The sequence below is a fragment of the Rickettsiales bacterium genome, from assembly GCA_035765535.1.
Taxonomy (GTDB): domain Bacteria; phylum Pseudomonadota; class Alphaproteobacteria; order Rickettsiales; family JABCZZ01; genus JABCZZ01.
Map to the genome: position 1 here is coordinate 1 of DASTXE010000001.1, position 12,716 is coordinate 12,716.

The 12,716-nt window shown below is 51.6% G+C and carries 11 protein-coding genes and 3 tRNA genes; 5 read left to right on the forward strand and 9 right to left on the reverse strand.

All coding sequences use genetic code 11. From position 1 onward, the window contains the following. The coding region (locus VFT64_00005) for a DUF3060 domain-containing protein (protein HEU5046208.1) at positions 1–1,318 on the forward strand (1,318 nt) is incomplete at its 5' end. A 205-nt stretch (positions 1,319–1,523) separates the two neighbouring features. Here the strand turns inward: VFT64_00005 and VFT64_00010 are convergent. The 5 genes from VFT64_00010 to VFT64_00030 all read right to left on the reverse strand — a co-directional run bounded on the left by VFT64_00010 (position 1,524) and on the right by VFT64_00030 (position 3,988). Further along, positions 1,524–1,608 (reverse strand) — tRNA-Leu (locus tag VFT64_00010). Between the two features lie 8 nt (positions 1,609–1,616). Next, positions 1,617–1,693 (reverse strand) — tRNA-Met (locus VFT64_00015). Between the two features lie 74 nt (positions 1,694–1,767). Further along, on the reverse strand, positions 1,768–2,343 hold the full coding sequence (pth, locus tag VFT64_00020; GenBank protein HEU5046209.1) for an aminoacyl-tRNA hydrolase: 576 nt from the start codon (positions 2,341–2,343) through the stop codon (positions 1,768–1,770). A gap of 4 nt (positions 2,344–2,347) precedes the next feature. Then, entirely contained in the window at positions 2,348–3,025 is a 678-nt protein-coding gene (locus VFT64_00025) for a 50S ribosomal protein L25/general stress protein Ctc (GenBank protein HEU5046210.1), read from the reverse strand. 30 nt (positions 3,026–3,055) lie between these two features. Beyond that, on the reverse strand, positions 3,056–3,988 hold the full coding sequence (locus VFT64_00030) for a ribose-phosphate pyrophosphokinase (GenBank protein HEU5046211.1): 933 nt from the start codon (positions 3,986–3,988) through the stop codon (positions 3,056–3,058). A 254-nt stretch (positions 3,989–4,242) separates the two neighbouring features. On the opposite strand from VFT64_00030, the gene VFT64_00035 reads away from it, so the two are divergent. Continuing rightward, positions 4,243–5,445 (forward strand): multidrug effflux MFS transporter, encoded by a 1,203-nt coding sequence (locus VFT64_00035; GenBank protein HEU5046212.1) that lies wholly within the window; start codon positions 4,243–4,245, stop codon positions 5,443–5,445. A 7-nt stretch (positions 5,446–5,452) separates the two neighbouring features. Here the strand turns inward: VFT64_00035 and VFT64_00040 are convergent, their stop codons facing one another. Next, positions 5,453–7,162 carry an ATP-binding protein gene (locus VFT64_00040; protein ID HEU5046213.1) on the reverse strand — a complete coding sequence of 570 codons (1,710 nt, stop codon included), beginning with the start codon at positions 7,160–7,162 and terminating at the stop codon, positions 5,453–5,455. A gap of 265 nt (positions 7,163–7,427) precedes the next feature. On the opposite strand from VFT64_00040, the gene VFT64_00045 reads away from it, so the two are divergent. The 3 genes from VFT64_00045 to VFT64_00055 all read left to right on the forward strand — a co-directional run bounded on the left by VFT64_00045 (position 7,428) and on the right by VFT64_00055 (position 10,751). Continuing rightward, positions 7,428–7,512: transfer RNA gene (locus VFT64_00045), tRNA-Leu, on the forward strand. A gap of 637 nt (positions 7,513–8,149) precedes the next feature. Next, positions 8,150–9,592, forward strand: coding sequence for a hypothetical protein (locus VFT64_00050; GenBank protein HEU5046214.1), 1,443 nt, complete (start codon positions 8,150–8,152; stop codon positions 9,590–9,592). 67 nt (positions 9,593–9,659) lie between these two features. Then, the gene (locus VFT64_00055) at positions 9,660–10,751 is read left to right on the forward strand and encodes an anhydro-N-acetylmuramic acid kinase (GenBank protein HEU5046215.1); all 1,092 of its coding nucleotides are present in this window, start codon (positions 9,660–9,662) and stop codon (positions 10,749–10,751) included. Between the two features lie 2 nt (positions 10,752–10,753). On the opposite strand, the gene rimM is transcribed toward VFT64_00055, so the two are convergent. The 3 genes from rimM to VFT64_00070 form a co-directional block, all read right to left on the reverse strand. Next, entirely contained in the window at positions 10,754–11,284 is a 531-nt protein-coding gene (rimM, locus tag VFT64_00060; protein ID HEU5046216.1) for a ribosome maturation factor RimM, read from the reverse strand. 13 nt (positions 11,285–11,297) lie between these two features. Beyond that, the gene (gene rpsP / locus VFT64_00065; protein HEU5046217.1) at positions 11,298–11,612 is read right to left on the reverse strand and encodes a 30S ribosomal protein S16; all 315 of its coding nucleotides are present in this window, start codon (positions 11,610–11,612) and stop codon (positions 11,298–11,300) included. Positions 11,613–11,707: 95 nt separating this feature from the next. Next, positions 11,708–12,601 carry a hypothetical protein gene (locus VFT64_00070; GenBank protein HEU5046218.1) on the reverse strand — a complete coding sequence of 298 codons (894 nt, stop codon included), beginning with the start codon at positions 12,599–12,601 and terminating at the stop codon, positions 11,708–11,710. Positions 12,602–12,716: the final 115 nt, after the last annotated feature.

The following is a 12,716-nucleotide window of genomic DNA, read 5'->3' on the forward strand; positions in this document are numbered from 1 at the left end:
CGGGGGCAATACCATCACGATCAATGGTGGTGGCAATACGGTCAGCGCTGCGAACGGAGATACTATTAATCTTTCCGGCAATGGCACCACCGGCGCGAATGGCGGCATTGATACGGTCAATATGTATTACGGCACGATCAATGTATCTGCGAATACCGACGTACAAGGCAATTACTCAGGCAATACGATCAATGTAGCCAATAACGATACAGTGAGTGTTTCCGGTAATGCCAACACAGTGACTTCCACTGGCAGCAATACATCGATTTCCGTCACAGGTAACAATAATATCGTCAATGCAATCGCATCCGATACGGTTACCATTGCCGGTAATGGTGACACGGTCAACACCACCGGTATTGCCTCAGTTTCTCTGTCCGGTTACAGCAATATCGTTAACGCTTATAGTGGCAGCAGCATTACGCTGGCAACGAACGCTACTACTACGGTCAATGGTACGAATCTTACTATTACGGGGACGGCGGGGAGTATCACAGTCACGGGCAACAATGATACGGTCAACACTACAGGCAGCAATGTCACTTATAATGCAAACAATACTGGAGAAATACTGGTTGGTAATAACAACACAGTAACAGGCGGAAGTGGTGTAAGCCTGGTACTGGGGGCGGCAGGGGATACGGTAAATCTTTCCAATGCGGCCATGATTAATTTCGCAGAAAATTACGGCGGTAGCAATACAATCAACGGTAATAATAATGCGGTATTCTTTGGTACCGGTGTGAGCGAAACCATCAATGGCAACAATAACACTATAACCTTTAATGGGGACCCTGATGGTGGCGGTCATGCAAATATTACCGTCAATGGCACTGGTAATACAGTGATTGCTGCAAGTACTGATACCATTATACTGGCAACTGGGGCTACGGCGACCATCAGTGGTTCAAACCTGACGATTCAAGGTAACGGTAATACCTATCGGTTCGGGCGCGGAAATGGCCAGGATATTCTTATTAATGGTCTCTCTAGCAATACCGGCCCGAGCGGTGAACTTGATTTGGGGACAAATATTGCAAAAGACCAGATCTGGTTTGAGAAGGTCGGCAATAACCTGCAGGTGGATATTTTGGGCACAACCGATCATATGACGATCAACAACTGGTATAGCAACAGCTATTCGCAGTTAAGCAGCATCTATACCGCTGCGGGCAATGTGATCGATACCCAGATAGCCCAGCTTGTGCAGGCGATGGCGACCTATAGCACCAACCACGCAGGCTTCAACCCCGCCACCGCCACAGCAATGCCGACCGACGCGACACTGCAAAGCACGCTCGTAGCAAGCTGGCATTGAGATTGAGTGATAGTGGTTAGAAGGAAGGGCAGAATATTGAATTCTGCCCTTTCTGCTATTGAGGATAAGCAAACTCTGTCATTGCTTGCCGCGGAAACGGTTTTCGCTGTGAGTTCAAGAGAAAAAGCTTCTCTTGGGATTCGAATAATCCCCTGGCTGTCATTATAGGTTTAAAATAAGGAAAATGAATCAACATTAGTGTTGTTGGTGCCCGGAAGAGGACTCGAACCTCCACGACTCGCATCACTAGTACCTGAAACTAGCGCGTCTACCAATTCCGCCATCCGGGCTAATTCCTTGGTTGCGGGGGCAGGATTTGAACCTGCGGCCTTCAGGTTATGAGCCTGACGAGCTACCGGGCTGCTCCACCCCGCGGCAAGGAAGGTCTGGATATATAGCACCTTATAGTAAGAGCGCAAGCCTAAACCGCCGTGTTGCAAAAGATTTATTTAACTCTTGGTAGCAAGGGCGACTTTATTCATGAATCCGGCCTGATCGTCCTGCATCAGGAGCGGGAAATGGTCGGCGATGGCGTGCAAGGTTTTATCCTGTAGCTCACGTTCTTCGCGGGTGAAATCACTGAGGACGTAATCCGAGACCTGGGATTTATGCTCCGGGCGGCCGATGCCGATGCGCAGGCGGATATAAGGATTAGGAAGGAAGGAGTCGATACTCTTGAGGCCATTATGCCCGCCATTGCCGCCGCCTTGCTTCACGCGTATTTTGCCGGGCTGGAGGTCGAGATCGTCATAAATGACGATGATCTTTTCCACAGGGATTTTATAGAACCCCGCAGCCGCGCCGACAGATTCGCCGGAAAGATTCATGAAGGTCTGAGGTTTGAGAAAGAATATGCGTGCTTCCGGGGAGGGAAGGCGGGCGTCGCATAATTCGCCGGAGAATTTCTTGGTCCAGGGGGAAACATCGAACTTCCTCACGATTTCATCAATCGCGAGGAAGCCGATATTGTGTCGGTTGTGCTCGTATTTCTGCCCTTTATTGCCTAATCCGACAACGAGCAGCATTTACTTACTTCTTTTTCGCAGCGGCAGCACCGGCAGCAGGAGCGGCACCTGCGGCAGGAGCAGCACCGGCAGCGGGAGCTGCGGCAGCAGCTGCAGGACGTTCTTCTTCATCCTTACCGCTGCGGCCTGCGATGGTGACAACCGTAAAATTACGGCCCCTGATCGCCGGGGTGACGTGTTCAGGCAGCTTCACATCATTGATATGCACTGAGTGAGCGATGTCCACTTCCAGAATATCCACTTCGATGAACGGCGGAATGAAGTCCGGCTTGCACAGCAGTTCGATTTCGTGGCGAACGATGTTGAGTACGCCGCCGCGCTTGATACCTTTGGATTTTTCCTGGTTCAGGACCTTTACCGGCACCATGACATGGATAATGCTGTCTTTGTCAACGCGCTGGAAGTCAGCGTGTTCGATAACATCCGTCACCGGATGGGACTGGACATCGCGCGGCAGGGTGTGAATGACCTTGCCGTCAAGCTTAAGGTCAACGATTTTGCTGAAGAATGCACCTTTGCGGTATTCCATGGTCAGTTCCTTCAGGGGTAGCGAGATCTTCACCGGCTCCTGCGAGTTGCCGTAAATAATGGCGGGAACCTGGGATTCACGGCGCAGGGCGCGGGCAGCACCTTTACCTGCGTTGTCGCGAGTCTTGGCTTCGAGTGTAGCATTGATTTTCATGAGTGGTCTCCTAACAAAATAGTAATAAGTTTAATCGAAAAGACTGGATACGGATGTTTCCTCGCTGATGCGGCGGACGGCTTCGGCCAGCAGCGGAGCGATGGAAAGAACGCGTATGTTCGGGGTGGCCTTTACGGCTTCCGTGGTGGCGATGCTGTCGGTAACGACGAGTGAAGTAAGCGCCGAAGCGGCGACGCGTTCCACTGCCTTACCGGAAAGCACACCATGCGTGACGTAAGCTGCCACTGAGGCAGCGCCTTTTTTCATCAGCGCTTCCGCGGCATTGCACAATGTGCCTGCGGAATCAACGATATCGTCATACAGAATGCAGTGGCGGTCGCCGACATCGCCGATGATGTTCATGACTTCGGAAACGCCTGCGCGTTCACGGCGCTTGTCGACAATAGCGAGTTCTGCGTCAATGCGCTTGGCAAGTGCACGTGCGCGTACCACGCCGCCGACGTCCGGCGATACGATCACGACGTTTTTATCTTTATAATGTTTTTTGATATCGGCCACAACCACGGGCGATGCATAAAGATGATCGAGCGGGATATCAAAAAAGCCCTGGATCTGCCCTGCATGCAGGTCAACCGTCAGAACGCGGTCGGCACCGGCAGAGGTGATGATATTGGCCACCAACTTGGCCGAGATCGGAGTGCGGGGACCGGGTTTACGGTCCTGCCTGGCATAACCGAAATACGGAATGACCGCCGTGATACGGCGCGCGGATGCACGGCGCAGCGCGTCGAGCGTGACGAGCAGTTCCATGATATTGTCGTTGGCCGGGTAGGAGGTAGACTGTACCACGAACATATCTTCACCGCGGACATTTTCGTGGATTTCCACGAATACTTCCATGTCGGAGAAACGGCGCACAGTGGCTTTGGTAAGCGGGTTGCCCAGATAAGCGGCCATAGCTTCCGCAAGCGGAATATTGCTATTGCAGGAAAGAATCTTCATAAGAACCGTTTTCTTTATTGGTTAAACACTTAATGGGGATCACCACACGGTCAATACATGGCCATCCACCTTAAAGCGCGGGTTCTGATAGCATGGATTGCCTTGGGCTGCAACCAGATTATACGTATTTTTGCGCATTGCGTGCCCATGCATGGCTTGCAAGCACGGCGAATTCTGATTATACACATCCCTCCGCTGCGGCACGCAAGGCAAGTGGCTGATCAGCATAATATGCAGATAAGTAAGGAAAATCTATGAAACAAGGGAATTTTTTGATTCTCTCGCTGCTAGGCGCGCTGTGTGTTATTACCCCATTTGCGATTGACCTGTACCTGCCTGCTTTTACGCAGATTGCAGCAGATCTCGGCACCAGCAGTGCGACCGTCTCACTCTCGCTTTCCAGCTACTTTATTGGCCTGGCGTTTGGGCAGTTTTTTTACGGACCGCTGCTTGACCGTTACGGCCGTAAGAAACCTATTTATGCCGGTCTCGCATTATTTTGTGCTGCCTCGGCAGGCTGCATGCTGACGCATGATGTCCATATGCTGATCGGATTACGCCTGCTGCAGGGGCTTGGCGGGTGCGCTGCGCAGGTCGGCGCAATAGCGATGGTGCATGACTTTTTCCCTGTGGACCAGAGCGCGCGGATATTCTCACGCCTGTTTCTGTACATAGGAGCTTCGCCATTGCTGGCACCGACGATCGGCAGCATGCTGACTGCTTATCTTGGTTGGCGCTGGGTATTCATTTTTATGCTGGTAATGGCGAGTGCCGTGTTGACCTGTATTGCGCTGTTTTTACCCGAAGGGCATAAGCCCGACAAAAGTATTTCGCTAAAACCTCTGCACATTGCAGCGGCCTTTCTGATGATTTTCAGGAACAGGAGCTTTCACCGTTATGCATTCGTAAGCGCATTTTCTTTTGCAGGCCTGTTTTCTTATGTCGCCGGTGCGCCGATTATTTTCATGGAGCAGTTTGGCGTCAGCCAGAAAATGTTCGGGGTGTTGTTTGCAGTGCTTGCAGGGGGATTCATCGGCGCAAGCCAGATTAATGTGATGCTGTTGAAACGCTTCAGCAGTAAAATTATTCTGGCCTATGCATTATGGGCCCAGGTAGCCTGCAGTGCATTGCTGTTTGCTGGAACCTGGAGCGGCGCGTTTGGCCTGGTGCAAACTGTAGTTCTGTTATTCGGGCTGCTGGCGAGTGTCGGCGTTGCTAACCCTAACGCAAGCGCATTGGCACTGGCGCCGTTTACCAAAAATGCGGGCAGTGCTTCCGCTCTGATGGGAGTCATACAGCTTGGAACGGGGGCGCTGATTTCCACTTCGATAGCGATTGTCGGTGCGAAGACCAGCCTGCCGATTATTGCCATTTTATTTGTTACGGCATTGGCGGGGGTGGTGCTCCATGGAGTGCTACGCGAAGAGGCCGAAAGCGGTGCTTTAGAAGTCGCCTGAGAGTTTCTTAAACGTAGATATTGCGGGAGGCGGGGAAGGTGATCCGCACCGTCGTGCCTTCACCCAGCACACTGCCGAGTGCGAGCCTTCCGCCATGCAGTTCCGCGAACATCTTGCAAAGCGGCAGGCCAAGGCCCGTGCCTTCGTGGCTCTGGTTGCGGTGCACCTGTCCAAAGACGGAAAGAGCGACCGGAATGTCTTTTTCCGCAATGCCGATACCCGTGTCCGATACCGTCATGGAGATATTCTTATTGGCGTCCTGATTTACCGCAATCTTGACCGTGCCGTTTTCCGGTGTGAACTTGATCGCGTTAGAAGCAAGGTTTAGCAGGATCTGACGGATCTTACGCTTATCGCCCATAATATCTGGCAGCATATCATCGACTTCGACGATCATGTTCATCTGCTTTTCCTTGATCTTCTTGTTCATCATGCGCATGGTCTCATTGACGAGTTCCTTCATCACCACGCGCTCTTCCAAAAGCTCCAGTTTGCCTGCGTCGCCTTTAGAAAATTCAAGAATATCGGTAATCAGGTTCAGCAGGTGGCTGCCGCACAGATTGATATCGTGGATGCGTTCCTTCTGCTTGGGATTAAGCTGGCCGAAATAGCCGGAATTCATCATTTCGGAAAAGCCGATAATCGCATTGAGCGGCGTTCTGAGTTCATGGCTCATATTGGCCAGGAATTCCGATTTGGCCTGGCTGGCAAGAACGGCTGCCGCTTCCGATTTTTCCACCTGCACAATCTGGCGCGCCATGGTGATAGCGAAGAAGGAGAGTAGCGATCCGAATACCATGAAGATGCCCAGTAGCACGAAATCTTTGAAACTATTCTCATGCCAGTTCTTGAGATAGTCCTGCTCATCGAGCGAAATGGTCAGCAGCAGCGGCAGGAATTTAAGCTTAACGAAGCCATATACTTCAATGGCGCCTTTGGTGCGGAAGGTGCGGATTGTGATGCGGGAGGGATCAGTAACTTTGCCAAATTCCTGACGGGCCAGGGCATTAAGCTCATTATAATAACTTTCCGTAGCCTGATTTTCCACTAACAGCGCGCCGGACTGGATGACCTGCAGCGACATATAGCTGCGGCTTCCCTGTTCGATGGTAGAAAAATATTTGATGAAAAATGCCGGATCAATGACGGCGATAAACGCGCCGCCGAAGCCGCCATCCATGTGTTTGATCTTGCGCGCCATGACGATGAGGCTGCTATCATCCTTGGCGCCTGAAGGCAGGTTGCCGATGAAATAATCCTTGTCCCCATTGTCGCGCAGCATCTGGAACTGGGAATTGTCCGCGAATGAAAAATGTTGGTAATCCATCAGCGTGACGGAATTAGGCCTGCTTGCGGCCATGAGCGGCTGGCCGTGCTCATCCACCATGATAATGGCTGCAAGGCGCGGTGATCCTTCCACGAGATCCTGCAGGTTCTGCAAGGTGAATTCGGGTGAACTTCCGCCGAAACGTTCATTGTAGTAACGGTTGTCCACCGCGCGGCGTAGCGCATTATCAATGCCGATAAAGGCCAGTTCGATCTGCTGCGACATGATCGTCAGCACGCGCAGATCGTTATTAACGGCATCTTCACGGGCAGTCTTGGCGGATTCCAGCACCTGGTCTATGACGATCCAGGCGAATATCAGCATGATTAATATGCTGAACGTACTGATATTACGTATGCGCTTTGATGATTTCTTCTCTGCATCCACCATGTTTTTTCCTGAACCTGTGCGGCATACGACCCTCGCTGCAAGGGAACACCGACTCCATATTTATATGGAATTGGTTAAAATATGGTTTACAAGGCCGAAGTTTAACAGGATTTCCGCGTATTATTTTAGGGGAGTGACTCTTCTGCATCCCTTTGCGTGGCCGAAGGGATTTATTTGGGACAAGCCCCCAGATGTAGCTTGATAAATCGGTTTTGATTTGCTAAACAGGCCGCCTTGCGATACAAACCGTATCGCGGTTTTACGTGCGGTCGTGGCGGAATTGGTATACGCGCAACGTTGAGGTCGTTGTGGGGCAACCCATGGAAGTTCAAGTCTTCTCGACCGCACCATCTTGCTGAAACAGCAGTTTCAGGATTGTCATAAAAACTTCATTTTTCTAGATTCTTCCATAAGTTGTAAATGTGATACAATACTAACGTCTCGCATTCTATCTCGCATAAGGAAGCTTCGGTTTCCTTGGGATGGAATCTGCGGTCGGCATATCCGCTTTTGCCGGCTCTATAACGACTGTGGAGAGGCATGTCCTATCCATTGCTCTAACGGCGCTCAGGAAGGAGAATCATGAGCGCAGACGAAACTCGGCCGGACCCGCCCGCTGTCGACGACCCTGTCGAGAGTGGAGCTGGTCAGTACACCGGCCCAGACGGTGCTCGCTTCGGCGGCAGCGATGTGGAAGGTACCGGCGGTTCCTCTCGCGGAAGCGCCAGTACCTACAGTGGTCCTGACGGGGAAGGTGATCTCGGCCCGCATGGTCCCTGAGTGAACACCGCCCGGCGATCTGCTTCTCCTCCCCCTCATTACGGGGAGGAAGATCGCCGGGTTCGTTCAGATTCCATAATGTTCCCAAAGCGATTTTCTTCTGGCTTAACAAAATTTTAATAACTTCCCGCTAATCTGGACATTGACATCGCACAGTACATATGGTGCGGTGTTTCTCTTCTCAATCATCCAGGATTACGTTAGCCCATGCTAAAACTCATCGCTCCGTTTCGCGTGTACTTCAATCTCGACAGCTCCCGCATTGCAACGGAGCCGGAACAATTCACGCAGTTTTTGAAGCAGGTACGCGAGGAAGTGCAGAATCCGCAGGGAGCGTTGAAGGGAAGGATGCATTCTGCGCTCGCGGTGGAAATCAATATCCCACCGGAGCCGCAGCAGGATGAAATCGACGCGCGCTACACATCCCTTAACACCAATGGCAGCCTGTATCTTTCACAGCGCATTTTTACCCTGCGTTTCAAGCCGTCGGAAGCAGGGGATATCGAAAAAATCTACAATGAGGCGCTGGCTCACGCAGATGAGAAAACCGCGCCTTATTCACGCAATTTCATCCCCGACATCAATGCTATCCGCATCGATTTCTATGATAATACGATAGCCATTCTTTCGCTTGAGCTGGTGATTGACGTAGCCCATATGCGTAAAGGCGAGCATATCTGGGACCGGTTGGACAAATGGACGACCGTGCTCGTCTATCACCTGTTCCGTGGACTTTACCAAAGCCATATATTTCCGCTGTTGCTGGGGCTGAGCAAGTTTTCTGCAAAGCATGGCGGTTTTATCAGGGACATATCGCAGTACACGGTTTTTGCCGATCTCGCGCACAGTGCAACCGAGCCATACCGGAATCTGGATACACGTTTCAGGCTGATGTGGGTAAACCGCACGCTCTTTTACACAGGCCAGTTTTCCGTGAATAACTGGATCAAGCCGTTGATGGAAAATAAAGCCACTGCGGTCAAAATACGCGAAGCGGAACTCTACCTGCATCAGGGAAATAATATCGCCATCATGCCCGCGGAGATGGAACAGAAGCATCTGGACGTGCTGTGGGATGTCATGCTTTCCGCGCAGTACTATTATGCCGCGATGGATGTAGTCAACGTCAACCTCGTGCGTTACATCGGCACGACCTTTAACAGTAAGAGCAGTCGCTTCCTGAATAATATCGGTGGCGATATGGAAGACATCATCAATTCCATAACGCTGCTGCAGATGAATTACAACGACATGGTGATGGATTTGCAGGGGGCGTCGCAGGAGTTGTTCCAGACTTTGGAAAAGGCCTGGAAGTTTGATAAGCTGGTGAGAAATGTCGAACGTAAAATGGCACTTTGCAAAGCCAATATTGCCGTGCTGACGCAGGAAACAGGAGAGCGCAGCCGCCTGCGCACGGAGAATATCCTCAAAGGCATTGCAGCGGTAAACCTGCTGTTCCTCATTGTAGCGCTGAGCGCCTACGCTGCTTTACTGCCCGAACAGAAGCAGCACATGCTGGGCCGTATTCCGGGACTGATGGATCTGGGGTTCATCATGTCTTCCAATGCGCTTGCGTGGCTCGGAATTATACTCATTGCGGTGTTTGCGGTGATGACACATTGCAGGCGTAACAAGAAGCACGAAGTGTAAACGACGGGAATCTGTTGACACTTGGTAAGCAGTTGCCTAATGCTGGAAAAGCAGACAGGGGAACGATATGGCAGAAAAATGGGCGCTGGGGCTGATGAGCGGTACGTCGCTGGACGGCGTGGACGCAGCGCTGATTCGCACTGACGGTAACGAAATATTTGAAATGGGCGCGTGGCTGACCCAACCCTTCGATGAAAAACTCCAGGTCAGAATACGCGACGCAGTATATATGCGCGGCGATATTGCCAAGATCGAGCAGGAGATTACGCTCGCGCATGCGGACGCCGTGAAGGCGCTGCTCAAGAAAGCAGGATTGAAACCCCATGACATCACAGTGATCGGGTTCCATGGTCAGACCATTGCACACCGCCCGTATGAGGGCATCACATGGCAGATCGGAAACGGCGGGCTGCTGGCGGAAAAAACAGGTATTAATGTAGTATGCGACTTCCGTCGCCGCGATATGGCGGCAGGCGGGCAGGGCGCACCGCTTGTGCCGCTCTACCATGCGGCGCTGGTGCGACATATGGAATTGCCGATTGCGGTGCTCAATATCGGTGGAATTGCAAACGTGACCTGGGTCGGACGTTCGGAAGACACGGGGAACGATATCCTCGCGCTCGATATTATTGCGTTTGACACCGGCCCCGGCAACGTATTGATCAACGAGTGGACGTTGCAGCGCACAGGCAGCGCAATGGATACGGGCGGCAAGCTGGCGCTTGCCGGTAAAGCGGATGCGGACATACTGAAACAATATTTGTCCGATCGTTTCTTCTCCATGACGCCGCCCAAATCGCTGGACCGCAATTACTTCACGATTGACGCGCTGGAAAAACTCTCTACGGAAGACGGTGCTGCGACGCTGACCGCATTCACGGCAGAATCCATCGTAATGGCGGAGCAGCATTTCCCCGTACCGGCCAAGCGCTGGTATATCTCAGGCGGTGGCAGGCACAATACGGCATTAATGCAGGCGATCGGCCAGCGTTTTGCGAACGTCAAGCCGGTGGAAACACTCGGCTGGTATGGGGATGCGTTGGAAGCGCAGGCCTTTGCGTATCTGGCGGTGCGCTCATTGAAGAAACTGCCCCTGACCTTGCCCACGACCACGGGCGCGCTCAGGCCGGTTACGGGCGGCGCTTTTTATTCGGCTTAAATTTATTCCTGTGAGTCCGCTTCGCCGGCAATTGTTTCAGGCGGAACAATAACCATTCTGCCGCCTGCAATGTCGATGACCGGAAAAGTCTGCTGTGTAAAAGGGAAGAAGATTTCCTTGCCGGAAACCTGCCTGATCTCCACTACATCACCTGCGCCGTAATTCTGCACGGAAAGTACATGACCATAGGGAGCGCCGCTTTCATCCTGCACGGCAAGCCCTGCCAAGTCTTCCAGGTAATATTCGTTTTCGTCTGTTTCGGGAAGGGCGCTGCGCGGAATACACAGCTCGATATTACGTAAGGCTTCGGCCGCATTGCGGTCACTGACGCCGTCTATATTAGCAATCAATACGCCATTATGGTTGCCGGTCACACGGACACGATAAGAGCGTCCGGAGGTATCGCGTAATGCGCCGTAAGCGGTTAAATCTTCAGGGGAGGCCGTAAAGCTGCGGATCTTGACCTGACCACGTACGCCATGTGCGCCACTGATGACGCCAAGGCGGACAAGCCTGTCAGATGTGCCAGTCACCGCAGATTAAAGATTAAGCGGCTTTTTTGCCTTTGGAGCCGGTGCCTTTTTCTTTGGCAACGAAAGTCGGCTTCGTAGCAAGCAGGCCAGCTGCACGCAGGAAGCGGGCAACGGTTTCGGAAGGCTGCGCACCGGTGCCGAGCCAGTACTTCACGCGCTCAGCGTCCACAACGAAACGCTTCGCATCGGTCTTAGCCAAAAGCGGATTGTAAGTGCCCAGTTTTTCAATGAATTTGCTGTCGCGCGGGCTACGGGAGTCCGTCGCTACGAGACGATAATACGGGGCCTTTTTGGAGCCGCCACGGGCAAAACGCAACGCAGTTGCCATAAGTCAAAATCCTTCCTGATTAAAATTCCAGACGCGCCTTATAGCATCAAACAATAGCAATTTGAAGCAAAAAATGCGTACGAGCCATTATTTCGTTACCACAATACCTTAAATGCGCCACCGACTTGAATGCGGGTGTTGTTGGGCTCAATCCAGCCAATTCCATTGGGATCAAAGGTTGTCTCGGATGTATTGATTTTCCAGTAACGTATGAACGGACCGGTTTCAAAATTTAAGTTGCCCATGCTCCAGCCAAGCATCAAGCTGCCACGGAGGCCAAAACCACTACCAGCATCTTGTGTATTATCAATGTTATAGGCTTTATATGTTGTGGAGCCAATTCTGTAGAACCCGCCCCCGTTCGGTAGGCGAGTATTGACGTTACCACGCATCAATGCGTCAAATTCGAAGTTAGGGGTAAGGCTCCAGCCACTATCTGAGATGTAGCTATAAGTAATACCAATCGGAGCATACCCTTGCGTAATGCGCCGATCATAACCAAAAGCCCCCGTATCGGTATGGGTTCCTTTTCCATTATCGACGAAATAACGCAACCCCAAACCTATGTAAGGTGTAAGGCTACCATGCAGAGTATTGTTATATTCAAGACCTGTCAGTAATCTGCCATCAAATTCTTGTTGGCGTGCACCAGAAGAACTGCCGCTGACAGAATGGTAGGAATCTTTGCCCTGAGAGTAACGGGCATCTACGCCGACCATAAACTGGTTGTTTTCGAGCATCGGCATATAATGCTTCCAACTGCCCGTGATAGAGCCATAGTTAGTAGTGTCAGTCACATCCAGATCAGGACCCGGCTCGCGATAAACATCATGAAAGCCTTCAACGCCCACGCTGTAGGTATTCGCTTTGTGAGGAGGCGTATAATCGCTCGCATCCTTAAAAGGGGAATCATCATCCTCAGCATAAGCACTGGCGGAGCCGAAAAAAGTAGCGACAGTAAGCAGGAGAAGCAGCTTCGTATAGCGCATAGATTTACCTTCTAAAATGATACAACCAGAAGGTAGCAAATTAACCATAGAAAATCAATATGTAACGAAAAAGGCCGGTTGTGAAACCGGCCTTTCCGTCTTGGCTATGGTTATT

What these genes read in the sequence shown, in the direction of transcription:
- VFT64_00055 (HEU5046215.1), top strand. Translation starts at nt 9,660, where the DNA reads ATGGCAGAAAAATGGGCGCTGGGGCTGATGAGCGGTACGTCGCTGGAC.
- rpsP (HEU5046217.1), bottom strand. Translation starts at nt 11,612, where the DNA reads ATGGCAACTGCGTTGCGTTTTGCCCGTGGCGGCTCCAAAAAGGCCCCG.
- VFT64_00070 (HEU5046218.1), bottom strand. Translation starts at nt 12,601, where the DNA reads ATGCGCTATACGAAGCTGCTTCTCCTGCTTACTGTCGCTACTTTTTTC.
- VFT64_00040 (HEU5046213.1), bottom strand. Translation starts at nt 7,162, where the DNA reads ATGGTGGATGCAGAGAAGAAATCATCAAAGCGCATACGTAATATCAGT.
- VFT64_00025 (HEU5046210.1), bottom strand. Translation starts at nt 3,025, where the DNA reads ATGAAAATCAATGCTACACTCGAAGCCAAGACTCGCGACAACGCAGGT.
- VFT64_00030 (HEU5046211.1), bottom strand. Translation starts at nt 3,988, where the DNA reads ATGAAGATTCTTTCCTGCAATAGCAATATTCCGCTTGCGGAAGCTATG.
- VFT64_00035 (HEU5046212.1), top strand. Translation starts at nt 4,243, where the DNA reads ATGAAACAAGGGAATTTTTTGATTCTCTCGCTGCTAGGCGCGCTGTGT.
- pth (HEU5046209.1), bottom strand. Translation starts at nt 2,343, where the DNA reads ATGCTGCTCGTTGTCGGATTAGGCAATAAAGGGCAGAAATACGAGCAC.
- VFT64_00050 (HEU5046214.1), top strand. Translation starts at nt 8,150, where the DNA reads ATGCTAAAACTCATCGCTCCGTTTCGCGTGTACTTCAATCTCGACAGC.